General features: G+C 64.7%; 24 protein-coding genes and 1 tRNA gene. 9 read left to right on the plus strand and 16 right to left on the minus strand.

What is annotated here, in order from left to right; all coding sequences use genetic code 11:
* Window positions 1–124: 124 nt before the first annotated feature.
* The 13 genes from OG326_RS10155 to OG326_RS10215 all read right to left on the minus strand — a co-directional run bounded on the left by OG326_RS10155 (window position 125) and on the right by OG326_RS10215 (window position 7,956).
* On the minus strand, window positions 125–349 hold the full coding sequence (locus OG326_RS10155) for a hypothetical protein (protein WP_327144369.1): 225 nt from the start codon (window positions 347–349) through the stop codon (window positions 125–127).
* The gene (locus tag OG326_RS10160) at window positions 349–738 is read right to left on the minus strand and encodes a hypothetical protein (RefSeq protein ID WP_327144370.1); all 390 of its coding nucleotides are present in this window, start codon (window positions 736–738) and stop codon (window positions 349–351) included. The genes OG326_RS10155 and OG326_RS10160 overlap by 1 nt, the downstream gene beginning before the upstream one ends.
* Window positions 738–1,172 carry a hypothetical protein gene (locus OG326_RS10165; RefSeq protein ID WP_327144371.1) on the minus strand — a complete coding sequence of 145 codons (435 nt, stop codon included), beginning with the start codon at window positions 1,170–1,172 and terminating at the stop codon, window positions 738–740. The genes OG326_RS10160 and OG326_RS10165 overlap by 1 nt, the downstream gene beginning before the upstream one ends.
* Window positions 1,173–1,174: 2 nt before the next feature.
* The gene (locus OG326_RS10170; RefSeq protein ID WP_327144372.1) at window positions 1,175–1,432 is read right to left on the minus strand and encodes a hypothetical protein; all 258 of its coding nucleotides are present in this window, start codon (window positions 1,430–1,432) and stop codon (window positions 1,175–1,177) included.
* A complete protein-coding gene (locus tag OG326_RS10175) occupies window positions 1,429–1,905 on the minus strand; it encodes a single-stranded DNA-binding protein (RefSeq protein ID WP_327144373.1) in 477 nt (158 codons plus the stop codon). The genes OG326_RS10170 and OG326_RS10175 overlap by 4 nt, the downstream gene beginning before the upstream one ends.
* A gap of 193 nt (window positions 1,906–2,098) precedes the next feature.
* Window positions 2,099–3,070 carry a hypothetical protein gene (locus OG326_RS10180; RefSeq protein WP_327144374.1) on the minus strand — a complete coding sequence of 324 codons (972 nt, stop codon included), beginning with the start codon at window positions 3,068–3,070 and terminating at the stop codon, window positions 2,099–2,101.
* A gap of 25 nt (window positions 3,071–3,095) precedes the next feature.
* On the minus strand, window positions 3,096–3,533 hold the full coding sequence (locus OG326_RS10185) for a hypothetical protein (protein ID WP_327144375.1): 438 nt from the start codon (window positions 3,531–3,533) through the stop codon (window positions 3,096–3,098).
* On the minus strand, window positions 3,530–4,408 hold the full coding sequence (locus tag OG326_RS10190; protein WP_327144376.1) for a terminase gpP N-terminus-related DNA-binding protein: 879 nt from the start codon (window positions 4,406–4,408) through the stop codon (window positions 3,530–3,532). The genes OG326_RS10185 and OG326_RS10190 overlap by 4 nt, the downstream gene beginning before the upstream one ends.
* A gap of 50 nt (window positions 4,409–4,458) precedes the next feature.
* Complete coding sequence (locus OG326_RS10195) at window positions 4,459–4,644, minus strand: hypothetical protein (RefSeq protein ID WP_327144377.1); 186 nt, start codon at window positions 4,642–4,644, stop codon at window positions 4,459–4,461.
* Complete coding sequence (locus OG326_RS10200; RefSeq protein WP_327144378.1) at window positions 4,641–4,988, minus strand: hypothetical protein; 348 nt, start codon at window positions 4,986–4,988, stop codon at window positions 4,641–4,643. The genes OG326_RS10195 and OG326_RS10200 overlap by 4 nt, the downstream gene beginning before the upstream one ends.
* A 32-nt stretch (window positions 4,989–5,020) precedes the next feature.
* Window positions 5,021–6,709, minus strand: coding sequence for a hypothetical protein (locus OG326_RS10205; RefSeq protein WP_327144379.1), 1,689 nt, complete (start codon window positions 6,707–6,709; stop codon window positions 5,021–5,023).
* A 255-nt stretch (window positions 6,710–6,964) separates the two neighbouring features.
* Window positions 6,965–7,648: a hypothetical protein gene (locus OG326_RS10210; RefSeq protein ID WP_327144380.1), complete on the minus strand. Its 684-nt coding sequence runs from the start codon at window positions 7,646–7,648 to the stop codon at window positions 6,965–6,967.
* Between the two features lie 68 nt (window positions 7,649–7,716).
* A complete protein-coding gene (locus OG326_RS10215) occupies window positions 7,717–7,956 on the minus strand; it encodes a hypothetical protein (protein WP_327144381.1) in 240 nt (79 codons plus the stop codon).
* Between the two features lie 616 nt (window positions 7,957–8,572).
* On the opposite strand from OG326_RS10215, the gene OG326_RS10220 reads away from it, so the two are divergent.
* Together OG326_RS10220 and OG326_RS10225 are read left to right on the plus strand one after the other, a co-directional pair.
* Complete coding sequence (locus OG326_RS10220) at window positions 8,573–9,331, plus strand: XRE family transcriptional regulator (protein WP_327144382.1); 759 nt, start codon at window positions 8,573–8,575, stop codon at window positions 9,329–9,331.
* Window positions 9,328–9,798, plus strand: coding sequence for an NUDIX hydrolase (locus OG326_RS10225; RefSeq protein WP_327144383.1), 471 nt, complete (start codon window positions 9,328–9,330; stop codon window positions 9,796–9,798). The genes OG326_RS10220 and OG326_RS10225 overlap by 4 nt, the downstream gene beginning before the upstream one ends.
* On the opposite strand, the gene OG326_RS43000 is transcribed toward OG326_RS10225, so the two are convergent.
* The 3 genes from OG326_RS43000 to OG326_RS10235 all read right to left on the minus strand — a co-directional run bounded on the left by OG326_RS43000 (window position 9,786) and on the right by OG326_RS10235 (window position 11,465).
* Window positions 9,786–10,337: an HD domain-containing protein gene (locus OG326_RS43000; RefSeq protein ID WP_442790937.1), complete on the minus strand. Its 552-nt coding sequence runs from the start codon at window positions 10,335–10,337 to the stop codon at window positions 9,786–9,788. The genes OG326_RS10225 and OG326_RS43000 overlap by 13 nt on opposite strands.
* A 23-nt stretch (window positions 10,338–10,360) precedes the next feature.
* Window positions 10,361–11,293, minus strand: a complete 933-nt coding sequence (locus OG326_RS10230) for a tyrosine-type recombinase/integrase (protein WP_327144384.1) — start codon at window positions 11,291–11,293, stop codon at window positions 10,361–10,363.
* A gap of 98 nt (window positions 11,294–11,391) precedes the next feature.
* Window positions 11,392–11,465, minus strand: a tRNA-Arg gene (locus OG326_RS10235).
* A 204-nt stretch (window positions 11,466–11,669) separates the two neighbouring features.
* Here OG326_RS10235 and OG326_RS10240 point away from each other — a divergent pair.
* The 7 genes from OG326_RS10240 (at window position 11,670) to OG326_RS10270 (ending at window position 23,375) form a co-directional block, all read left to right on the plus strand.
* Window positions 11,670–13,709 (plus strand): cytochrome c oxidase assembly protein, encoded by a 2,040-nt coding sequence (locus OG326_RS10240; protein WP_327144385.1) that lies wholly within the window; start codon window positions 11,670–11,672, stop codon window positions 13,707–13,709.
* On the plus strand, window positions 13,706–14,665 hold the full coding sequence (locus OG326_RS10245; protein WP_327144387.1) for a threonine/serine dehydratase: 960 nt from the start codon (window positions 13,706–13,708) through the stop codon (window positions 14,663–14,665). Before OG326_RS10240 ends, OG326_RS10245 begins: the two co-directional genes overlap by 4 nt.
* A gap of 122 nt (window positions 14,666–14,787) precedes the next feature.
* Window positions 14,788–15,234, plus strand: coding sequence for a single-stranded DNA-binding protein (locus OG326_RS10250; protein WP_405132827.1), 447 nt, complete (start codon window positions 14,788–14,790; stop codon window positions 15,232–15,234).
* A 10-nt stretch (window positions 15,235–15,244) separates the two neighbouring features.
* On the plus strand, window positions 15,245–16,921 hold the full coding sequence (gene ettA / locus OG326_RS10255) for an energy-dependent translational throttle protein EttA (protein ID WP_327144389.1): 1,677 nt from the start codon (window positions 15,245–15,247) through the stop codon (window positions 16,919–16,921).
* 370 nt (window positions 16,922–17,291) lie between these two features.
* Window positions 17,292–22,193, plus strand: coding sequence for an NAD-glutamate dehydrogenase (locus OG326_RS10260; RefSeq protein ID WP_327144391.1), 4,902 nt, complete (start codon window positions 17,292–17,294; stop codon window positions 22,191–22,193).
* 38 nt (window positions 22,194–22,231) lie between these two features.
* The gene (locus OG326_RS10265) at window positions 22,232–22,681 is read left to right on the plus strand and encodes an acyl-CoA thioesterase (protein WP_297613057.1); all 450 of its coding nucleotides are present in this window, start codon (window positions 22,232–22,234) and stop codon (window positions 22,679–22,681) included.
* Window positions 22,682–22,697: 16 nt separating this feature from the next.
* Window positions 22,698–23,375: a hypothetical protein gene (locus OG326_RS10270; RefSeq protein WP_327144392.1), complete on the plus strand. Its 678-nt coding sequence runs from the start codon at window positions 22,698–22,700 to the stop codon at window positions 23,373–23,375.
* Window positions 23,376–23,391: the final 16 nt, after the last annotated feature.

The following is a 23,391-nucleotide window of genomic DNA, read 5'->3' on the forward strand; positions in this document are numbered from 1 at the left end:
CATTCCCCATCGCCCGGACATCCGGCTTCTTCGCAGGCACTGCACAACACCGGGGTGAACAGATCTCCGACCACGATGTCGAAGCAGTCCCGGCACGCACAGAACCAATACCCCGATGTGCAGGTCATGAGGACCATTGCTCCCGCGGTTGGTTGCCGTGGCAGCGCACCCAGGCTTCCGGGATGAACCCGCCGAAGGTGAGCCACTGGTCCAGCGCGGCGACGGTCTGGGCGAGGTCGATGAGGATGCGGGCTGCGTCGTTGCAGTCGTAGTCCCTCTTCCACATGCCGAGTTCGTCGTATTGCTTGATCAATTCGCGGATCTCGTTCAGCGCCTTGTCCGGGTCCATCACCGCCGCCTTGCGGACGAGGGTGTCGGGCACCGGTCGTGTTGGGTTTGGAGCGCACCCAGGTCCCATTGCAGGCACTGCACCTGATCGAGCAGTTCCTTGCATCGGTCCCGGGAATCGTCACGCTCCCTGATCAACTCGGCGATATACACCGCGACCGCGGTCGCATCCCGAACAGCGAGGGTGCTGTCCTCGCGATGCTTCCCGACTTCCAGGGCCTCTGTGATGGCCATCAGCAGATCAGCGGCGTCCTTGCGGTCCGGTTGCACCGTGACCACCCGGAACTTGCCGTCGAGGTTGTAGAGGAACGTGAATCGAAACACCTCACGCGACTCCATCACCGCCATCAACTGATCGGTGTCCGGGGTGAGCGGATTGATCGATACCATCACGCCACTCCTTCCGGTCCGCGTGTGGCGGACTGGTTTTCCTGTGCCGCAACTCGTTCGAACGGGGACGGAAGCCCGTACTTCTGGGCGTCGCGAACCCATGCCGGCGCGGGCGAGGAACCATCGTCATTGATGGAATCCTGGTCCTCGACCTCGTTGTCGATGCCGCTGTGGTTGCTTTCTTCGAACTCGGTGATGGCCGCAGTCAGGTTGTCCCGCAAGGTGCGGGCCTCGCTGACCGTCAGATCGGCCAATACTCCTTCGAAAGAAGCGATCTTCCAACGGATTTCGATGTCACCGCGAATATCGGACTCCGACAGGAGCTCGACCTTGGCATCGGGCATGTTGTGCCAATGCGTGTTGAGACTGCCGTGTCCTCCAATGCCGTTCTTACCGTTGGATGCTGCGCGTGCGTCGGTGCTCAGATACGCCATGATCAGGCCATCCCTTCCGGCATGGTCACCGCGTCCGCGATGGCGTTGTTGAACATGTCCCGCAAGCTCATTGCTTGCACCGGGGACATCGCCATCATCATCGGTTCGTGGTCACCGGCACGGACGCCGAACATGACACTGTCGACTACCTCGTCGTAGCAGACATAGAACTCCATGCACATCACACTGAACTGCAACCCGCGGTCGCCATTGCCGTCGTCGCTGCCGTTGGTGTAATCGAAGAGGTTCCGCATGATCACGCCACCTCCTCCGGACTCGGCGCGGACGTCGCGTACGGGTCATCACTGGCCACGCCGCTCGGACCCGCCTTGCCTGCCTGGCCACCACCGTTGCGGTTGCCCGCGAGGGCAGTCCGCTTGATGGGCTTGGCCACCGCGTATTTCAGCGACACCCCGATCTCATCGGCGACCAGCTCGACAACCGTGCGCTTGACGCCCTCACGGTCCTCGTACGTACGCTGGCTCAACTTCCCGGAAACGATCACCCGAGATCCCTTGGACAGGGATTGGGCAACGTTTTCGGCGGCATCGCGCCACATCGTGCATCGTAGGAACAGCGCGGGGCCGTCCTTCCACTGGTTCGACTGGCGGTCGAATACCCGTGGTGTTGATGCGACCGTGAAGTTCACGACCATGTGCCCGCCGGTAATCTGGCGCAGCTCAGGAGTGTCGGTCAGATTACCGACGACGGTCAGGGTAGTTTCACCGGACATTGTTCTCACTTCTCCAAATCGGTTTTGGTTGTGTCCGTTGCTAATTGGTTGTCCGAAACAAATTCGGATCGGTAGGGGAAACATGAATAGGGTTGGGGTGTCAGCCGATTCGGCTGCGTGGGTGCGGTCGTGGCGGTGGATTCCTTTCTGGTGTTGTTGATAAAAACTCGGGGCAGACAGTCGGCAGCGCTGGTCACTGCTCGGCGTCCATCTGCGCGATATAGGGCACGTCCGGCGGCTCCGCCTCGGCCTGCTGCGGATGCTCGGCCGTCACGGTCTCGGCTTCGGCGTGCATCCCGGTATGCGGACCGGCTTCCGCCTCCGCATGCTGCTGTTCCTCGACACGGGGACCGGACGGCGATTGCGCGGCGGTAGCGTGGTTGCGGGCCTGCTGGGTCTTGCGAGGCGCGGCATGACCATTGGAAGAGGCTGTGGCCGTATTGGTTTCGCGGGGAATGATTTCCTCGATCCGCTCCTCCAGCCGCGCGAGGCGACCGGCCAGCTCGTCGAAACGCTGGATGTTCTCGCGGCGCAGTGCTGCTACATCCGGCCCCTGCACCTGAGTGCCCGCACTCGCGGTCTCGGTCGCGGTGAGCTTCTCCCGGTGCCGCACGACCTTGTGTTCGCTGACCGCGGCAGCATGGCGGGCACGCACCGCCTCATTACCGGCCACCGGTTCGAACACATTGCGGGCCACCGGTTTCGCCGGATCGGCGTCGACCTTGTCGAGGGTCTGCACCACCTGACCGCGCTCTTCGGCGGTGAGGACGGTCTCGTGGATGGTGTGCTCCACACTGGCCCGCAACCCCGACAGGTACGCGGTATCGCGGGCTTGTTTCTCTGCACTAGCTCCTGCGGCGGCGCGGGCGGCCGCGGCTTTGGATTCGCGCTGATAGTCCTGGGCGCGGGCCTGGTACCACTGCTGGGTCGTGTCGACCTGGTAGGTGTAGAGCTTCTGGGCTTCGCGGGCTTCGGCGTGCACCTGTTTCCACTGCGCCCGGCTGAGGCGGACTGATCCGTCGTGGGTGGCCTTGTTGAGCTGTTGCAACAGTTGGAACAGCAGCGTTGCCAGCTGTGGCCAGCTTCGTGCGATTTCGTCAGTTTCTTTACCGGACATTGCCATTCGGTCACCGCCGAAGATGGGAGTGCGTTCATTGCTGGGCATGGGATTTGGTTCCTTTCTGGATGGGTTATGCCGTTGCTGCGGCGGCTGGATTGCGGTCACGGGCGGCGCGCCAGACGCGTATGCGGGCACGCAGTGGACGGGAGTGTTCGAAGGCGAACCGCGATCCGGCCCCGAAGGCGGTAGTTCCGAAGTCGCGCAGTGTGTTGAAGGTGGTGGCCCAGTCGGGGCGGCCCACGCTGATCCAGATGCCGTAGCCGATCCAGCCCGCCAGCCACCACAGCAATGGCATGGTGGCCGCGGCCGGAGCGCCGGACTCAGAGATCAGCCACATCAGCGGCACTACGACCGCTATCGCAGTCAGAGCGGCGCGGGCATTACGGACCGTGCGCCATGCTCGGGTCGTCCATCTCGGGCGGATCAGGTCAGCCGCGGTGAGACCGGAGGACTCCATGAGCTCTTGCAGCTCCCCGTCCCAGTCGATGCTCTTGCCGTTGTTGGTCATGCGAGGACTCCTTCGTGGTTGTCGTGGTGGTTGGTGTCGAGCGCGGCCAGCCAGCCGGGAACCGGGACGCTGGGATCGGTGGCCGCTGTGTCCACTTCGCTGCCCTCGGGGGTGTCCAGGGTGTTGTCCGCGTGGCCACGGACCGGCTGTTCGTTGTCCGCCCCGGTGGCCACATAGCGGCGCACTGTCCGCTTGCTGACCGCGAGCTCGGCCGCGATACGGCCATGGGTCCACCCCTGCGCGTGGAGCTCCTGCGCCCGTGTCCGCCGGTTGTCCACCTCCGTGTCCACCGCCACGGCAGTCGTGTCCACCTGTCCGGCAGCGGATTCGGGGTGTCCAGTCACCGTGGCCACTGCCTCAGCGGTGGGGCGGACCGGCGGTGTGAGGGCTTCGATCTGGGTGGTTAGTGAAACCTCCCGGGGAACAGCTTGTTTCGGATTGAGAGTTCGAATCGGGCGCACGGCGGTGGTGTTCACCCTGGATCGGCCGATTGGTGTGGTGGCGGTGTCGGTCGGGGTCATCGACAGCAGCGCGAACCCGCACACCACCATCAGTCCATCTAGGGTGAGCGGCCCGAATTCGGCAGCGGGGTGCCCGTATCCCCAGGCCAGCAGCACATCTCGGACGTGCCCGTAAGAGATGACCGCTGAACCGAGTGCGACCGTGCCCGCTCCGCCGAACCGGGCTATCGCCCATGCGGGGCCGCGCCGCCATTGCGCGCGGGCGAGTACTTCGATGCTCAGCAGCAATCCGATCGGCCAGGCTGCCGCCCCGATTCGGGCCGCGATCACCAGCGCCAAGCTCGCGGGCATATGGACACCGGGCAGGAAGGTGTGCAGGACATTGGTGGCCACCGAGGTCAGGGACCCGAACACGAACCCGGTCCGTGCGACTCCTCGGCCTCGGGGTGGGGCGATCGGCGTGCTCATCGTGTCCATCCCCTGTCCGCCTCGTTGTCCGTGTCGGTAATGGGGTTGTCCGCCTTGGTGTCCGGGGTGGCCACGGTCGTCTGGGCGGGTTGTCCGGGGTGGCCATCACGGTGGACACCGTTGTTGTGGTGTCCGCTCTGGGTGGCCACGTAGGCGGCCACCGAGCGCAGGTAGTCGGTCATGCCGCACCGTCCTGGTTTTCGTCGAACCCGATATCGGCGCGGCGCGCACGCCCGGAATCCAGATCCCGGACCGCTTTCAGTGGCACCCGGGCCTTCGTGTTCCTGGCCCATCGCTGCGGGCGCGGGTCCGCCGGCAAGGGCGAGAGTTCGTCGGGGTCGACCGGGATGATGTGGGCCCATTGGGCTTTGAGGGCGTGCACCCACACCACGTCACCGACACCGAATTCCGCGAGCCGGTTCGGATCGATGAAGAAGGTTTCGCGGTTACCGAGAGTGCCTTCGTCACCGACCTTGCCGCCCTTGGCATGCCGGGTGTTCTCGGTGACCGGCCGTGACCCGAACACCTCCGAGACCTTCCCCGCACCTTCCAGGGCCATCAACAGGGCGCCGGAGGGGCACGATTCCAGCAGGCGGCGGCGTTCATCGGGGTTTGCCCGAGCCCGAATTGGTTCTGGGCGGCGAAGAACGCCACCACACCCATCCCCAACAGCCGTTCGGCGATATCGAACTGATTGATGCCACCGGTCTTGTCGGCCACCGCCGACATCTCATCGATGATCAAAACGATCTGCCGGTCATGCTCACCACACGCGAACTGGGCAATGAGTGTGGTCAGTGCGGCGACCTGGGCGCGGGCGTTGTCTCCGCGGACCGTGCCGGGCACGGTCGCATAGATGACATCGAAGGAATCCAGGGGGCGCCCGCCGTCGAAGCCCTCGCCGATCGCGGCGAAGATGTTGCGGAACTTGCCCGACACGTCCCCCACCGCGGGCGGCTTGGACTGCTCCAGGGCATCGATCTCGTTGAGGATCGAGTCGTGGTCCTTCCACGCCTCCTTCAGGTAAGCGACCGAAAGCCGGTCCAGGAACTCCTGTTTCGAGCGCGGTTTGCCCTCCGGTGCGGTGACCGCGAGCTTGGTGACGCGGACCCGGTTCTGTTTGAAGTGCTCCTCACCCAGGTTGCTGGATTGCACCGGGTTGATCATCGATTCGAGGGTGGCGCACATGTCCTCGACATTCATCGACCACAGATCGAGGCGATTGGTTATGGGCCACAACGCAATCCGGCTAGGAGTAACTCCGAGCCGGGCGGCGATCCGCACCACCTGACGGCCGGTTTGTAATCCGGGTTTGCCGCCTTTGCAGTCCACGAAGATCAGCAGCGGGCGCTTCTCCCCGGTCCGCACGTAGCGGTGCCAGTAGGCGCAGTACAAGCCGGTCCCGAGCCGTACCAGGGCGGTGGTCTTGCCTGCCTTCTGCGATTTGCCCAGCACCACCATGTGCCCGAGCCCCTCGATCGGCAGCTCCAACTTCGACCCATGCCGATCGGCCATCTGCGTGATCGTGGTCGACTGCGTCGCGTCGGTCCGCTCCGACAGCGGCCCGAGCACCACCTTCGCCTTCAGCCAGCCCGTTACCAGCGGCGCACCATATTTCGCGGCACGGCGCGCGGCAGCGGCCTTGCCCAATTGCTGGCGTCGTTGCAGGCGGCGGGTCTTCCACGGCGACCCGATGCCCTCGGTCCCGAGCCGGGACAGGAACCGTGCCCGATACAGCGCCGCACCAGCCCAGGCGAGCGGCAGGCACCCGGTAATCATCGCGATCATCGCTCCCGAGCCGGGGCCGGAGCGGGCGAACACCGTGCTGCCCTGCCACCACAACACAAGTGGTGCGAACCAGGAGTTCGCCACCCACATCGCCGCGACCGGCAGCACCAGCGCACCGAGCCCGTAGTTGCGGACCTGCCGCGCCTCCCACCGCCGCCAACCAGCGAACAGATTCATGCCCACGGCCAGCACCACCACGAACGCAAGCCCGAGTAGGGCGATACCCAGGGTGGCGAACACTTCGCCGACGCTGGAGATATGGAGGTGCCAGTTCGGTGCGTGCCAGCCGTTCGGCAGAGTCGCATTCTGGAACTGGCCCGGCGAATGCTGTTCTCCAGGAACCGTACTCACCGCAATAGGGGCTGGTGGTTGCGCGATCGCCGTGACCGGCATCGTCGGCACCGGGACGGTCGTCGGCACCGGCGCGGCGGTGGTGCCGCAGTCGTCGGGAGTGATCATCGGAACACATCCGCTCATCGCTGGCTCACCCCCTCGGGTGGAACCGCCCTGAGCAGGTCCTCCAACATGGCCCGGATGTCTTCCGCGGGCATTGAGCACCAGTCCCGAGAATCTCCGTTGGGCCACAACCCGATTCGCTCCGGGCTCACCCCCGAACGGCTCAGGGACTCCGCCACCCGGCGCACGATCCGTGCCGGGGGTTCACCGCCCGCAGGGTCCACGAAGATGATCAGTGGCTGTCTTTCGCTCGTCATGTCACCGCACTCCCTTCTTCGCCAAAGTGGCGTCCAGGTCATGGATTTCAAGATTCGGCAGGCTCTCCATGCCTCGCTTGTGCGCGATACGGGTCGCAGTGCCTTCCACCGCGCGGCGCAGGGTTTCCCCGCGGACGAAGTACAGGACGCCGGCCAACTCGTGCCGGTCCGCCGCGTCAAGGGCCGCGGTCATGGCTGCCGCCAATCGGCCTGACCCGCGCTTGCGGGAGAGTTCGACCTCGATCGCCCAGACCTTGTCCGGGTCGGTGAAGTCCTGGAACCAGGCATCATGAATATGGCCGTTGGGCTGCCCGGGATCGGAATTGAGATGCCGGTACAGCAGGCGCTCGCTGGTCCAGACCTCCGGATCGGTCTGCATCCCGGTCAACGCCAACCGCAACTCCGTCACCGCGGTCATGTGCGCCGCCGTCGACGGGCGCGGCCGCCACTCACCAGGATCGAAATCCAGGTAACCCCAAGCGGTTTCGCGAGTCGGGTAAATGACCAGCGGGCCCTGCGGCACCACCTCGACATCGTCGAAGTGTGTCGAGTGCCGCCACGGCCCCGGCGATCCGTAATCCAGGCGCGTCAGGTGAACCTGCCCGGACTCCTTCAACCGGCGCGCCATAGTGTGCGCACCCCGCATACTGCGCCCGGTGGCGGTCGCCATCGTCGTGACGAACATCCCCCGCTCCTGGCACAAGAACTCCAAGAACCGGGTCTCGTGCGGCTGCTGACGAAACTCCGGCACGCTCACCGCGTCACCGCCACACGCGGGCACCCAGCAGGCCACAGGGCAACCTGCGTCGACTCCGGTGCAGGGCACGCCACCACCGTCACCGGCTGCGAAGCATGCCGACCGAACAGCAGGACACCGCAGTACATCCCCACGGCGAACGCGAACACCAGAAAGAACAACCCGAACACGATCTGCGGTGACACCGGCACAGCCGTCCGGGTCTGCGGCTCGAACATAAAGTAGTCGCCGTTCATCGCCGACCACCTCGCCGCTTGTGCCCGAATGGGTTTGAGAAGGTCCAGACCAGACCCGCGACTCCGAGTAGCAGCAGCGCCACCAGCATTAGAACCGCCAGTTGGGGTACCAAGGCGCCAACGATCAGAACAGCGGCGAGTATCAAGAGCGAGGTTCGAATCATGCTGCATCACCACCGTTGTGCTGCTTCCGGCAGTTCCTGCGTCGCCGCGCTTGTACTGACTTTCGGCTGAGCCGCAGGTAGTGCTCTTTCCGTGCGTGCTCGGCCCGAAATGCCCGTTCATCTGGGGTCAGCAGCCCATCGGGGTCAACCGCACGTTCGAACTTGTCGAGTAACGCCTTGCGCGCGTTGGCAGTTCGCGCGGCTCGATCCTTCGTCTGTGCCCACGATGCGTGGGCTGCGATCCTTGCTTGCAGTACTCGATCGCCCTTGTCCTGAGTCACGTCTTTCGCCTCCGATCAGTTCCTTTGGGAATCTCCGAGCGAGCCATGTACTCGCTTGTGTCACAAGGAAACTGGATTGGGCATGGACGGCATCACCGTCGAACGGGACTTGTAGGGACGTCTGAATCGGCCTAAACTCGTCCCTAGAAATCCCTCCAGGGAGGTGGGGCTGTGACGAATGACCGGCTGGAAGATTCACTGCTGAGCAACGGTTTTACTCCGGAGAGTGCGGCATCTGCGATCGGCGTAGACGCGAAAACCGTTGAGCGATGGATCAATAAGGGTCGGACGCCGTACCCGAAACATCGCCGTGCGCTCGCGGCTCTTGTCCATGAGACCGAGAACTACCTCTGGCCTGATGCCATCGATGCCGAACGGCGGACGGAACTAGCCGAAGCTGAAGTGATCAAGGTCTATCCGCATCGGAGTGTGATCCCGGCAGATCTGTGGTCCCGGCTTCTGCGCGATTGCTCCGAGCGCATCGACGTGTTGGTCCTGGCGGGTTTGTTCCTTGCTGAAGAACCGGCCTTCGCCAAGATCATCAAAACAAAAGTGCGCCAGGGGCTCTCAGTGCGGATGCTGTTCGGTGATCCAGTGGCGGACGAAGCCTCAAAACGGAGCGGTGAGGAGAGTCTTGCGGTCGGTACGGTGCCCGCTCGAATCAGGAACGCGCTCGCCCTCGTGGAGCCATTAGGCGATGTGGATGGTGTCGAGATTCGATTCCATGGCACGACGCTTTACAACTCGATCTTTCGATTCGATGATGAAATGATCGTGAATATGCACGTCTTCGGACTGCCCGGTGCCTACGCTCCGGCGCTGCACCTGCGCAGACTGGCGACTGGCGACCTGTTCGAGACGTACATGACCAGTTTTGAACACGTTTGGTCGAACTCCGATGCTGCCGACTTTTCGAGGATCAGAGGATGAGTCGAACTGACTTCTATTACGACCCGAAGGCTCCGGCTGCGAACAGCATCAAGGCTGCCGTCAGCGCGTTGATTCGCAACGCCCGTGGCGAGATCCTTCTCATCCATCGGACGGACAACAGTAAGTACTCGATTCCGGGCGGTGAACTTGAAGTTGGCGAGACCCCGGCTCAGGCGGTAGTCCGCGAAGTGAAGGAGGAGACGGGGATCGATGTGAAGGTGACAGGATTGATCGGCGTCTTCTCCGATCCCGAACATGTCATCGCATACGACGATGGCGAAGTGCGCCAAGAGTTCTCGATCTGCTTCAGGGCCGATCCCATTGGCGGAGAACTTCGGACGAGCTCCGAGTCCAAAGCGGTCAAGTGGGTCGCACCCGATGCGCTCCAGGCACTCGATATCCACCCCTCCATCAAGCTCCGCCTTGATCGCGGACTCGAAGATCGAGCCGAGCCCTATTTCACCTGAGTCCGATCGGTGAGAAGTTTCTCCGTCCGATCGCCCGCGGCGATGAGCTCCTCTGACGCCTCAGAGACAGATCTCGTCACGACGTGGTCGGGGCCATACCGCCGCAGAACTTCTTTGATTCGCCGCCGCACATCGGTGGCTGTGCCGGTCGGCGTTGTGGTCATGTCTGCCCACCACAGGGCGTCGCGAAGTGAAGTACGTTCGTCTGTCCACGGAATCGCAATGTCTCGGTTCCGGCCTTCAACGCATGCGCACGAATGGTGGGCCACCAAGGCGCACAACCGCTCTGGCGCTCCGAGCTCCGTCAGGAACACCGCGCCGTCTACAGGATGAAAGCCCGTGTGAGCAAGATGAGGGGCGTATCCGACATCGTGCAGCCATGCCGCGGCTACAAGCAGATCTCCGTCATCCACAACGGCGCTGGCTCGCTCGGCCTGCCTAGCGACGCCCTGGGTATGCCTCCATCGGCGGGGGAGTTCTGCGAGCTGGACACGCGCAATGTCGGCTGCCCAGCTACGTAAATCGGCGGTGACGCTCACACCGCCCAACGGTAGAGGCAGTTCTACAGCTTGTCGCCCAGTCGGGCTTTCCTGTGAGCGTCACGAGCCCGAGTCTCAGCGGTTGCTCGTGCGTATCTGCCGATCATCTGCCGGGACCGCCAACCGGCCAGCATCATCAGGTCTTGCTCCTGGCCGCCGCTGGCTAGCCAGTTGTGGGCGAAGAAGTGGCGTAGCTGATGTGGGTGCAGATGGCCGATGCCGGCCGCCTCGCCGCGGCGGTAGAGCATCTGCTGAATGCCGGAACTGGTCATCCTGCCTCGCTGACCCAGCCATAGCGCCGGGTTATCGTTACCGGCTTGGGTGTGAGCCTTCCGAACACGAAGGTAGCGCCGCAGTGCGATTCGGGTCTTGTCACCGAAGGGCAGGATGCGCGGTCGGCGGCCCTTGCCGATGACCAGCACGGTGTTTTCGCCGAAGTCCAAGGCGTCGATGTCGAGCGTCGTGATCTCGTTGATCCGCGGGCCGATGTCGGTCATGAGCCTGATGATTGCGGTGTCACGCCGGTCAGCGAAGTCGGTGCCTTCGCACTCGGCAAGCAGTTGGCGAAGGGCATCAACGGTGGGGACCGGGATCGGTTTGTCCGGGACGTTCGGCGGGCTCATGCGGTCGAAGGGGTTGACGGTCAGGATCTCTTCGGCTTCGAGGTACTTGCAGAACTGCTGAAGGCTGCGGTACTGCCGGTTCGCATAGTCGGCGGTGACCGGCCGTCCCGTTCGGCGGTTCGGGCGGTTGAGCGTGTCCTCTACATAGCTGCCGATGTTGTCGCGGGTAAGCGCGTCCACCATCGGTTCGACGCCCTGGGTCTGGAGGAATGCGACGAAATACCCGATGTCGCGGCTGTACGTGTCGATCGTCGACTTCGTGCGATTCGCCCGTCGAAGCTCGGTTGTGAAGTCCTCCAACAGCTCCGCGATGGCGTCTAGATCCTGCCCCATCTCGCGATTCTAGCCGCGATAATCCCTAGCTGTTTGAGCGCTGTACGGGCTGGGTATCCCTGAGTCTGCGACTGTCGTCGCAGGTCAGGGTGGGAAAGCGCCCCCGGCAGGAATCGAACCTGCGACCTAGGGATTAGAAGGCCCTTGCTCTATCCAACTGAGCTACGGAGGCAGTGCGGGGCATCGTGGGCGATGCGGCCACCAAACACCTTGACCCATATTGATCGTGGTGTCCAGCGCGATAAGTATAGCGAGCGTCCAGATCGTGATTGCGTGGTTGCCTAGCAACCGTTCGGCGCGTCGGGCGGGCAGTGCAGACCAGAAGACCGTAAACCCCCGGGGAGTCCGGACCCTTACTCCGAACTACCCTGGGCGTATGTCGTCACCGCAGGACCCGCCCGCAGCCACTGACGCCTCAGCGAATCGGACGAGTTCGGGGGTGACATTCACGGCGATCGCCGCCATGGGTGGCGCGATCACCGCGGTGGTGGCGGCGATGGTGGTCGGGCTTTCGGCGTCGCAGGCGCTCAGTCTGCTGGGCATTCCGGATCCGGGGCCGCTGACCACCTACGGACTGCCTGCCGTGCGGGCCATCGCTGATCTTGCCGCGGCCGTCACCGTCGGGTCGCTGCTGTTCGCGGCGTTCTTCGTACCGCCGCAGGCGAGTGGACTGCTCGATGTCGGCGGGTATCGCGCGCTGCGGCGCGCGGGAAACGCGGCGCTGGTGTGGGCGGCTGCCGCGGCGTTGCTGGTACCGCTGACACTGTCGGACACCACCGGGCAACCCTTCCAGAACTCGCTGCGACCGGAAGCGGTCTGGCGCGCCGCCGATCAGGTCGATGTGGCCGGGTCATGGCGATTCACAGTGTTTTTCGTGGTGGCGCTCGCGGTCGGCTGCCGAGTGGCGTTGCGCTGGGGATGGACGCCGCCGCTATTGCTGCTCTCGGTGGTGTCATTGCTGCCGGTTGCGCTCACCGGCCATTCGTCGGCGGGCGGGGCGCACGATATCGCCACCAATAGTTTGATCCTGCACCTGCTTTCGACCTGCTTCTGGGTGGGCGGATTGTTCGCGGTGCTGGCCTACGCACTGCGCGAGGGCAAATACACGGCGCTGGCCGCCCGCCGATTCTCGAAGGTCGCCACTGTCTCCTATGTGATGATCGCCATCAGCGGTGTGATCAATGCCTGGATCCGGGTGCCGTGGTCGGATCTGTTCAGTACTACTTATGGCCGGCTCGTCGTAGCCAAGGCGACCGCGTTGATCGTGCTCGGCATCATCGGTTTCCTGCAGCGCCGGCGCGCGTTGCCCGCGCTCGACAAGGATCCGAACGATCGCGGCGCGCTCATCCGATTCGCGGGCGTGGAGGTGCTGATCTTCGCGGCCACCATCGGCCTCGCCGTCGGCCTGGGTCGCACGCCGCCGCCGGATCTGCGCAAGATCCCGACGCCGGCCGAGGTGGAGATCGGCTACAACCTGGCCGGACCGCCCAGCATCATGCGTCTCGCATTCGACTGGCGCTTCGATCTGATGTTCGGGACGCTCGCGATCGTGCTGGCTGTCCTCTATCTCTTGGGTGTGCGGCGCCTGCGCCAGCGCGGTGACGCATGGCCGGTGGGCCGGACCATCTCCTGGATCTCGGCATGTGCGGTGCTGTTGATCGCGACGAGTTCCGGCATCGGCCGCTATGCCCCGGCCATGTTCAGCGTGCATATGGGTCAGCACATGATGCTCTCCATGCTCGCCCCGATTCTGTTCGCGCTCGGCGGTCCGGTGCTGCTTGCCCTGCGTGCCCTGACGCCGGCCGGTCGCGATGCGCCTCCGGGACCGCGCGAATGGATTCTGGCGGCAGTGCACAACCCGGTGTCGCGCTTCATGACTCAGCCGGTGGTGGCCGCGGTCTTCTTCGTGTCCGGTTTTTATGTGCTGTATCTGGGCGGTGTCTTCGATCAGTTCGTCGGCTCGCACGGCGCGCACATTCTGATGAATGTGCACTTCCTGCTCAGCGGTTACCTCTTCTACTGGGTGGTCATCGGCATCGATCCCAAGCCGCGACAGGTGGAGCCGCTCACCCGGCTGGGCATGGTGTTCGGATCACTGCCCTTCCACGCCTTTTTCGGTATCGCGCTGATGAGCATGGAAACCGTGCTGGGCGGCTGGTTCTACCGGGCGCTCGGTCTGGGCTGGAACAACAACCTGCTCGAGGATCAGCACACCGGCGGTAGCCTCGCCTGGGCCAGCGGTGAAATCCCGCTGGTGGTGGTGATGCTGGCACTGCTCATCCAATGGTCACGCAGCGATAAGAAGCTGGCCACGAGGATCGACCGCGCCGCCGACCGCGACGATGATGCGGAACTCAATTCGTACAACGCCATGTACGCCGAGCTCGCCCGGCGTGATCGAGAGGTACGCAAGTGAGTGACGTCGCCCAGGCGACCGGGAGTATCAAGCGGCTCTATCGATCCGATGTGCGGCGGGCGCGCCGCATGCTCTACGGGCAGATTCGCAAGACGCCCGTGTTCCATACCGAGATCCTGGGCCCGCGCGGCCCGGTTCCGGTCACCTTGAAGCTCGAATATCTCCAGCACGGCGGCACCTTCAAGGTGCGCGGCTGTCTCAATGCGCTGCTGCAGGCCCGAGCAAGCGGCAGCAGTGTGGTGATCGCCTCCGGCGGCAATGCGGGTATTGCTGCGGCGCTGGCCAGTTCGCTGCGCGGGCTGTCCTGCACGGTGGTGGTGCCGGAGTCGGCGCCGCATACGAAGGTGGCGGCCATGTGGTCGCACGGGGCCGAAGTGCTGTGGCACGGAACGACTTACGCCGAGGCGCACCGCTATGCCTGCCAGCTGGCCAGGGAGCGCGGGGCCATGCAGCTGCACGCCTACGATCTGCCGGAGATCGTGGCCGGTGCGGGCGTGGTCGGACTGGAGATCGAGGAGCAGGTGCGGGGCCGTCCGCCGGTGCTGGTGGCGGTCGGCGGCGGCGGACTGGTCGCCGGGATCGCGGTGGCATTGGGCCTGCGTGGTCGGGTGATCGGGGTGGAACCGCAGGGTGCGCCGACCCTGCACGCCGCGCTGGCGGCGGGGCGTCCGGTGGATGTCGATGTGTCGAGTGTGGCCTCGGATGCGCTGGGCGCCAGCCGGATCGGTGATATCGCCATGGAGGTGGCGCAGCGGTACGCGGTGCGGTCGGTGCTGGTCAGCGATGATGCGATCGTGATGGCGCGCGAATATCTGTGGCGCGAATTCCGGATTGTCGTCGAGGCGGCCGGAGCTACGGCGCTGGCCGCGATTCAAAGTGGCGCGTACGTGCCCGCGCCGGGGGAGCGGCCGGTGGTTGTGCTCTGTGGTGCGAACACCGACTTGACGACGCTCTGATTCTCCGCCTGTTCACATCGCCCGAAGTTATCCACAATCGCGGAAATGCGCTGGTGCGCAGGTCGTCCGCACGTCACGCTTGAAGAGGAAGAGGGGACCGCGAAAGAGCAAGGGGGATGGCGATGTACGAGGCGAACACAGCGGTGATCGGTCGGGTGGTCACCCATCCGACACGACGCGAACTGGCGAATGGCGAGCAGGTGCTCAGTTTCCGGCTGGCGAGCACCAGCCGCCGATTCGATCAGGCCAGCGGCGACTGGGTCGACGGCGGGACGCTGTATCTGACCGTCAGCTGCTGGCGCAAACTGGTGGAGGGTGTCGAGGCGTCGCTGCAACGCGGCGATCCGATCATCGCCTACGGTCAACTCCGCTCGAACGAGTACACCACCAGGGATGGTGCGGAGCGCAGTGATCTCGAGATGCGCGCCCTCGCCCTCGGCCCCGACCTGGGCCGTTGCAGCGCCCCGGTGCTGCGCAAACACTTCGGCCGCAGCGACCGCCCCGAGGCGCCGCCGCAGCCTGCCACCGATGCCGACCGCGCCGGAGATCCGGCAACCCAACACAGTTAGGCTTGCCCATATGGCTGAGTTCATTTACCAGATGGTTAAGGTTCGAAAGGCGCATGGCGACAAGGTCGTGCTCGACAATGTGACCTTGAACTTCCTTCCGGGCGCGAAGATCGGTGTCGTCGGCCCGAACGGCGCCGGTAAGTCGAGCGTCCTGAAGATCATGGCGGGACTGGACCAGCCGAATAATGGTGAAGCCTGGCTGGCGCCCGGTGCGAGCGTCGGCATCCTCATGCAGGAGCCGGAACTCAACGAAAGCAAGACAGTTCGCGGCAATGTCGAGGAGGGCCTCGGCGAGATCAAGGTGAAGCTGGATCGCTTCAACGAGATCGCCGAGCTCATGGCGACCGATTACTCCGATGAGCTCATGGAAGAGATGGGCAAGCTGCAGGAGGATCTCGATCACGCCGATGCGTGGGATATCGACTCCCAGCTGGAGCAGGCCATGGACGCGCTGCGCTGCCCGCCGCCGGACGAGCCGGTCACCAACCTCTCCGGTGGTGAGCGCCGCCGCGTCGCGCTGTGCAAGCTGCTGCTGAGCCAGCCCGATCTGCTGCTGCTCGATGAGCCCACCAACCACCTCGACGCCGAATCCGTGCTGTGGCTGGAGCAGTTCCTGGCCAAGTACCCGGGCGCCGTCCTGGCCGTCACTCACGACCGGTACTTCCTCGACAATGTCGCGGAGTGGATCCTCGAGCTCGACCGCGGCCGCACCTTCCCGTACGAGGGCAACTACTCCACCTACCTGGAGAAGAAGGCCGAGCGCCTCGAGGTGCAGGGCAAGAAGGACCAGAAGCTGCAGAAGCGCCTCAAGGAGGAGCTGGCGTGGGTCCGGTCCAGTGCCAAGGCACGTCAGGCCAAGAGCAAGGCGCGTCTGACTCGCTACGACGAGATGGCTGCCGAGGCCGACAAGATGCGCAAGTTGGACTTCGAGGAGATCCAGATCCCGGCCGGCCCGCGTCTGGGCAATGTGGTTGTCGAGGTCGAGCACCTGGACAAGGGCTTCGGCGACCGCCAGCTCATCAAGGATCTGTCGTTCACCCTGCCGCGCAACGGCATTGTCGGCGTCATCGGACCCAACGGTGTGGGTAAGTCGACGCTGTTCAAGACCATTGTCGGCCTCGAGCAGGCGGACAGCGGCATTGTGCGCGTCGGCGAGACGGTCAAGCTGAGCTACGTCGACCAGAACCGCTCCGGCATCGACCCGCAGAAGAATGTGTGGGAGGTGGTTTCCGAGGGTCTGGACTTCATCCAGGTCGGCAATCAGGAAATGCCTTCCCGCGCTTATGTTTCCGCCTTCGGCTTCAAGGGCCCGGATCAGCAGAAGAAGGCCGGTGTGCTCTCCGGTGGTGAGCGCAACCGCCTGAACCTGGCGCTCACCCTCAAGCAGGGCGGCAATCTGATCCTGCTCGATGAGCCCACCAACGACCTCGACGTCGAGACCCTCGGCTCGCTGGAGAACGCGCTGGAGAACTTCGCCGGCTGTTCGGTGGTCATCTCCCACGATCGCTGGTTCCTGGACCGCACCTGCACCCACATCCTGGCGTGGGAGGGCAATGACGACAACGACGCCGCGTGGTTCTGGTTCGAGGGCAACTTCGAGGCCTATGAGGCGAACAAGATCGAGCGGATGGGCCAGGAGGCGGCGCGCCCGCACCGCGTCACCCACCGCAAGCTCACTCGCGGCTAGGTTCTACCGCAGCTGTCCTGCGGGTGTACGTTGCCGCAGGACAGCTTTCAGGCCGCCCGCTTCGAGTTGTTAGCTGACGGCTCGCTGTTCATCCGGGTGAGCACCTTTGCCCTCCCGGATGAACGGCAATCGAATAGCGAATTCAGCTGTTTCGCGAATGCATAAATGCGTGAAAACTGTTTTGGTGCAAGGTTTGTCGTACGTCACCTGGTCATTCCGGTCAGCTCCTACCATCGCCGTACCGCCCGGTTTGCCCGAACCGTGCGACGCGGGATGGCATTGAGGGGAATTCAGCCCGGCGCACCGAGCGTCCAGCTACTCTCGGACCGGCGTCGCTTTGGTACGGAACCTAATCCGAGGAGTTGGCGAAATGACGGTGTCGTCCGAATTGTCTAGCGCGGCCTGGGCTGCGAGTTTGCCCGCGTCGCTGCGAGGCGATCTGGTATCGCTCGAGGAGGCGTATTTCCGCCACGTCGATGCCGGTGATGCGGACTGCGCGGTACCCGCGACTTCGACCCAGATCTTCCGCTGCCATGTGGATCTCGCGATCAAGCGCACACCCGGTACCGCCAATGTGCGGGTCTACCACCACGATGACGACACCGATCTCGGTGCCGCCGTGCAGATGGTCACCGACGATATGCCGCTGCTGGTGGAATCGGTCACCTCATCGCTGACCCGCATGGGCATCAGCGTCAGTGAGGTGGTGCACCCGGTCTTCGAGGTCACCCGCAATGCCGACGGTCTGCTCGAAGCCGCAGTCCCGCATGAGGTCGACGGCAATGGCGGCACCGGTCTGCGGGAATCCTGGATGCATCTGCAGTTGCACCCCTCGACCAGCCGCGAGCTGCTCGAGAAGGTCGAGACCGCGCTCCCCGACGTGCTCACCGATGTGCGCCAGGTCATTTCGGACACCAAGGCCATGCGCGCGGCGCAGCAGCGGGTGGCCGATGAACTCGACGTCGCGGTCAAGGGCGAGAAATCTTCGTTCAGCGCAGCGGATCTCACCGATTGCGCGAATCTGCTGCGCTGGCTGGCCGACGGCCACTTCACCGTGCTCGGCTACGCGCGCTACGAGCGCACCATCGTCGACGGGCAGACCAAGTCGACCATCATGCCCGGCACCAGTCTGGGCGTGCTGCGTCCCAATGTCGGCACCGATTTCCGGGTGCCCGACAACAGCGGTGACCAGCCGCTGCTCATGCTCACCCAGGGTTTGGTGCCGGCCACCGTGCACCGCGCGGTCTACCCGTACTTCGTCGGCGTCGCCGAAATCGACGAAGGCGGAACGGTTCTCGGCGAGCACCTGTTCATCGGCGTCTTCACCGTCACCGCCCTGCACGAGAATGTGCTCGACATCCCGATGATCGAACGCCGGGTGCGGTCGGTCATCGAGGCCAGCGGCTTCGATCTGGAATCCTTCTCCGGGCAGGAAATGCTGGAGGTCATCCAGTCCTTCCCGCGCACCGAACTGTTCTCCTCCGACAGTGCCACGCTGCGCCGGACGGCCGGCGCGGTGCTGAATGTCGCTATGCGCCGCCAGGTTCGGCTCTTCATGCGCATGGACGGCTACGGCCGTTTCGTCTCCTGCATGGTCTATCTGCCCCGCGATCGCTACACCACCCGGGTGCGGCTGGAGATGCAGGACATTCTGGTCCGCGAACTGGGCGGCGTTTCCATCGACTATTCGGCGCGGGTCTCCGAGAGTGATCTCGCCAGTGTGTATTTCACCGTCCGCCTGCCCGATGAGGGCGGTGCGGCCGATTCGTCCGAGTCCAACCGGCTGCGTCTGCAGAACCTGCTCGCCGAGGCCAGTCGCACCTGGGAAGACCATCTGCGCGATGAGGTCGCCACCTCCACCGTGCTGGATCCGGCTGTGGTGCAGCGCTATACCGAGGCGCTGCCCGAAAGCTACAAGGAAGACTTCGAATCCGGGCGCGCGCTGGCCGATATCGTCCGGCTGCAGCAGCTGCAACCGGGCAGCATCGACCAATACCTGTACCGCCATGCCGATTCCACGCCCGGCTCCTGGCGGTTCACCCTCTATGTCGGCGGCAGCGGCATTTCGCTGAGCCAGGTGCTGCCGGTGCTGCAGAGCCTCGGCGTCGAGGTGATCGATGAGCGGCCGCATCAGCTCGACTTCGATCACGGCCCCGAACAGTGGATCTACGACTTCGGTCTGCTGGCCCGGCCGGAGCTGATGCGCAGTGCGCTGGACCGGAATATGGACGCCGAGCTGGTGGAGTCCTCCGCTCGCCTGGACGCGCTCGACGATCAGGTGCGCGGTCTGCGCGAGCGGTTCACCGCGGCATTCGAGGCACTCTGGTACGGCCGCGCCGAGGCTGACAGCCTCAATGAGCTGGTGCTGCGGGCCGAATTGAACTGGCGCACCGTATCGATTCTGCGTGCCTACGCGAAATACCTGCAGCAGGCCGGTTTCCCGTACAGCCAGGCCAATATCACCCGCGTGCTGCTCGCCTACCCGGACGCGGCGCGCATGTTCGTCGATCTGTTCGCCGCACTCTTCGATCCGGATTCCGCTGACGAGGAGCACGCCCGCGATCTGGAAGGTGCGGTGCGCCACCGCATCGACGAGGTGGTGAGTCTGGACGCCGACCGCATCCTGCGCGCCATTCTCGGGCTCATCAAGGCCACCCTGCGCACCAACTACTTCGTCACCGATGCCGAGGGGCAGCCGCGGGAGTACCTGTCCTTCAAGGTGGAACCGCGGGAGATCGTCGAATTGCCCAAGCCGCGGCCGCAATTCGAGATCTTCGTCTACTCACCCCGGGTCGAGGGTGTACACCTGCGCTTCGGTCCGGTCGCGCGCGGCGGGCTGCGCTGGTCGGATCGCCTGGAGGACTTCCGCACCGAGATCCTGGGCCTGGTGAAGGCGCAGGCGGTGAAGAACGCGGTGATCGTCCCGGTCGGCGCCAAGGGCGGATTTGTGGTGAAGCAGGCGCCGGCGGCCACCACCGATCCGGTGTCCGATCGGCAGTCGCTGCAGGCCGAGGGCATTGCCTGCTACCGCACGTTCATCTCCGGCCTGCTCGATGTCACTGACAATGTGGACCGCGCGACCGGCCGGGTGGTGCCGCCCGCGCGGGTGCGCCGCCGCGACGGTGACGACACCTATCTGGTCGTCGCCGCCGACAAGGGCACGGCGACGTTCTCCGATATCGCCAATGATGTTGCCGGGCAGTACGGTTTCTGGCTCGGCGACGCCTTCGCCTCCGGCGGTTCGGTGGGGTACGACCACAAGGCCATGGGCATTACCGCCCGCGGCGCGTGGGAGAGCGTGAAGCGGCACTTCGCCGAAATGGAAATCGACACCCAGACGCAGGACTTCACCGTTGTCGGCGTCGGCGATATGAGCGGTGACGTCTTCGGCAACGGCATGCTGCTGTCGCGGCACATCCGCCTGGTCGCCGCGTTCGACCACCGCAATATCTTCCTGGATCCCAACCCGGATCCGGAGGTCTCGTTCGTCGAGCGGGAGCGCATGTTCGCGCTGCCCCGCTCCTCGTGGGCGGATTACGATCGCTCGCTGATCAGCACGGGCGGCGGCGTCTACGACCGGACCGTGAAATCGATTCCGGTCAGCGAGCAGGTCCGCGAGGTGCTCGGGCTGGCCGCCGACGTGACGGCGCTGTCCCCGCCGGAGTTGATGCGCGCCATCCTGAAGGCTCCGGTACAGCTGCTCTGGAACGGTGGCATCGGCACCTATATCAAGGCCGCCGGCGAGACTAATGCCGACGTGGGCGACAAGTCCAATGACGCGATCCGGGTGAGCGGAAACGAATTGCGCGTCAAGGTGATCGGCGAGGGCGGCAATCTCGGTGCTACCGCGCTGGGCCGAATCGAGTTCTGCCGCAACGGCGGCAAGATGAATACCGATGCCCTGGACAATTCGGCCGGTGTGGACTGCTCCGACCACGAGGTCAATATCAAGGTCCTGCTCGACGGCGTGGTCTCCAGCGGAGAGCTGCCCGAGGCCGAGCGCAACCCGCTGCTCGCGTCCATGACCGACGAGGTCGCCGCACTGGTACTGCAGGACAACGTCTCCCAGAACTACCTCATGGGCATGTCGCGCGCCGAGGCGCCGCGCATGCTGAACGTGCACAAGCGCGTCATCGAGGAGCTCGAGGTGCGCCGGGGCCTGGATCGCGAGCTCGAGGCGCTGCCCAGTGAGATCGAGATCAAGCATCGCGTGGAGCAGGGCACCGGTCTGACCTCCCCGGAGCTGTCGAATCTGATGGCACACGTGAAGCTTTCGCTCAAGACGGATCTGCTGGCCGGTGATCTGCCCGACAGCCCCTACTTCTCCTCGCGGCTGACGCACTACTTCCCGACGCCGCTGCGCGACCGCTTCGGCGCCGCCATCAAGAAGCACCGCCTGCGTCGTGAGATCACCACCACCATGCTGGTGAACGAGGTGGTCGATCTGGGCGGCATCACCTACGCGCACCGCCTCAGTGAGGAGATCGGGGCCACCGCGTCGGATTCGGTGCGCGCCTTCACCGCCGCCACCCAGATCTTCGATCTGCATTCCATCTGGGATCGCATTCGCGACGCCGAGGTGTCCACCGGTATGAAGGACACCCTCGAACTCGAGACCAAGCGCACGCTGGACCGCGCCTCGCGCTGGCTGCTCAACAACCGCCCGCAGCCCATCGCGGTCGGCGCCGAGATCCACCGCTACGCCCAGGAGGTGCGCGGGCTCGCGCCCAAGGTGCCGGGCTGGCTGCGCGGTCATCACATCGACACGCTCAATGAGCAGTCACAGGCGCTCATCGGCCGGGGCGCGCCGTCGGAGTTGGCGACCGAGGTGTTCGGGCTGCTGAATCTCTTCCCCCTGCTCGATGTGATCGATATCGCCGATATCACCGATCGCCAGGGTGATGAGGTGGGTGCGCTGTACTACGCGCTCAACGATCACTTGAAGATCGATTGGCTGTTGCAGGCGGTCAGCCACCTGGAACGCGGTGACCGCTGGCACGCGCTGGCCCGCCTTGCGCTGCGCGACGATATGTACGGTTCACTGCGCTCGCTGACCCTCGATGTGCTCTCCGCCGGTGACCCGGAGGAGACGGCCGAGGAAAAAATTGCATACTGGGAGTCGAAAAACCAGTCCCGGCTGGGTCGTGCTCGCGCGGCCCTGTCGGAACTGTTCGAATCCGGAACCCACGACCTGGCCACGCTGTCGGTTGCGGCGCGGCAGGTGCGCAGCATGGTGAGCGGGGTGGGCGCCCAATCGGAGGTACCGCGTTGACGAGTGTCGATTCGCTGAACGGCCATGGAAAGGCGCCTGTGCTCAGCGCAGGGGATCCTGCTCTGCCCGGCTCGAAGCGCTTCCACACCAAGGTCGAGGTGCGCTGGTCGGATATGGATGCCTTCCAGCACATCAACCATGCCCGCATGGTGACCCTGCTGGAGGAAGCCCGTATTCCGTGGCTGTTCACCGACGACCGGCCCACCGTGCGGTTGCGTTCCGGCTGTGTGCTCGCCGATCTGCGGGTGCAGTACAAAGGCCAGCTGCGGCACGAGGATTCACCGCTGGATGTCTCCATGTGGATCGAACGGTTGCGTGCGGTGGACTTCACCGTCGGTTACGAGGTGCGCGCCGGCGGCGCCGATCCCGATTCCCCGGCGGCGGTGATCGCCTCCACCCAGCTCGCCGCCTTCGATATCGATACGCAGCGACTACGCCGCCTCGACCCGGCCGAGCGAGACTATTTGTCGCTGTGGCTGGCTGACTGATCCGAGTTCGACGACAGTGACGTCTGGAGAACTCACCCTGCACATTCCGGATCCGGCGGAGCGGGAGAACCTCGCCACCTTCCTCTCCCATACGATCCGCCTGGATCCGTCCGCGGTCGTCCGCCTGCGCCGGCGCGGGGACCGTTATGTATCGGCGTGGGCCGGAACCGGTTTCGAAGCCCTCGCGGTGCGCACCGTGGTGGCCGATCTCGGCATGGACGATATGACCGTTGCCGCCGATGCGGTGCTGTCCGGCCTGCACGGGCCGAGCGCGGGCGATCCGTTCACCCCGGGCTATGCCATGGATTCGGCCTGGCGCTCCGCGCTGCCACCGGAATCGGGTTTTGTCCACGTGGACGATGTCCCCGCGCGCATGCTCGTCGAATTGGCCGAGCGTGGCGCGCAATTGGCGCAGGACCACGGCAGCAGCCACGGTCCGCCCGCCGCCCTGCTGGAGCAGACGGTGCTGACCGTCTCCGGCGCCGGTGAAACCGTCGAGGTGCCCATGCGGGTGGTTTTCGCGCTCGCCGCAATGGATTTCATCCCGCACGGCGGCGAGAAGACCGAATCCCGGCGCATTGCCGCCGACGAGATCGTCCGCGTCCGTACTGCCCGCACCTGGCTGCGCCTCGATGCCCGCTACGGTTCGGTTGCCCGCCGCCGCGGGCCGGCCCTGCCGCTGCTAGCGCGCTGAAGAACACCTGGAAAGT

This window comes from Nocardia sp. NBC_01327 (assembly GCF_035958815.1).
Taxonomy (GTDB): Bacteria; Actinomycetota; Actinomycetes; order Mycobacteriales; family Mycobacteriaceae; genus Nocardia.

Bases quoted from the DNA above. Each gene is read 5' to 3' on its own strand.
- OG326_RS10155 (WP_327144369.1), bottom strand. From the start codon at position 349: ATGGACCCGGACAAGGCGCTGAACGAGATCCGCGAATTGATCAAGCAA.
- OG326_RS10160 (WP_327144370.1), bottom strand. From the start codon at position 738: ATGGTATCGATCAATCCGCTCACCCCGGACACCGATCAGTTGATGGCG.
- OG326_RS10165 (WP_327144371.1), bottom strand. From the start codon at position 1,172: ATGGCGTATCTGAGCACCGACGCACGCGCAGCATCCAACGGTAAGAAC.
- OG326_RS10175 (WP_327144373.1), bottom strand. From the start codon at position 1,905: ATGTCCGGTGAAACTACCCTGACCGTCGTCGGTAATCTGACCGACACT.
- OG326_RS10180 (WP_327144374.1), bottom strand. From the start codon at position 3,070: ATGCCCAGCAATGAACGCACTCCCATCTTCGGCGGTGACCGAATGGCA.
- OG326_RS10185 (WP_327144375.1), bottom strand. From the start codon at position 3,533: ATGACCAACAACGGCAAGAGCATCGACTGGGACGGGGAGCTGCAAGAG.
- OG326_RS10195 (WP_327144377.1), bottom strand. From the start codon at position 4,644: ATGACCGACTACCTGCGCTCGGTGGCCGCCTACGTGGCCACCCAGAGC.
- OG326_RS10205 (WP_327144379.1), bottom strand. From the start codon at position 6,709: ATGATCACTCCCGACGACTGCGGCACCACCGCCGCGCCGGTGCCGACG.
- OG326_RS10210 (WP_327144380.1), bottom strand. From the start codon at position 7,648: ATGTTCGTCACGACGATGGCGACCGCCACCGGGCGCAGTATGCGGGGT.
- OG326_RS10215 (WP_327144381.1), bottom strand. From the start codon at position 7,956: ATGAACGGCGACTACTTTATGTTCGAGCCGCAGACCCGGACGGCTGTG.
- OG326_RS10225 (WP_327144383.1), top strand. From the start codon at position 9,328: ATGAGTCGAACTGACTTCTATTACGACCCGAAGGCTCCGGCTGCGAAC.
- OG326_RS10230 (WP_327144384.1), bottom strand. From the start codon at position 11,293: ATGGGGCAGGATCTAGACGCCATCGCGGAGCTGTTGGAGGACTTCACA.
- OG326_RS10240 (WP_327144385.1), top strand. From the start codon at position 11,670: ATGTCGTCACCGCAGGACCCGCCCGCAGCCACTGACGCCTCAGCGAAT.
- OG326_RS10250 (WP_405132827.1), top strand. From the start codon at position 14,788: ATGTACGAGGCGAACACAGCGGTGATCGGTCGGGTGGTCACCCATCCG.
- ettA (WP_327144389.1), top strand. From the start codon at position 15,245: ATGGCTGAGTTCATTTACCAGATGGTTAAGGTTCGAAAGGCGCATGGC.
- OG326_RS10260 (WP_327144391.1), top strand. From the start codon at position 17,292: ATGACGGTGTCGTCCGAATTGTCTAGCGCGGCCTGGGCTGCGAGTTTG.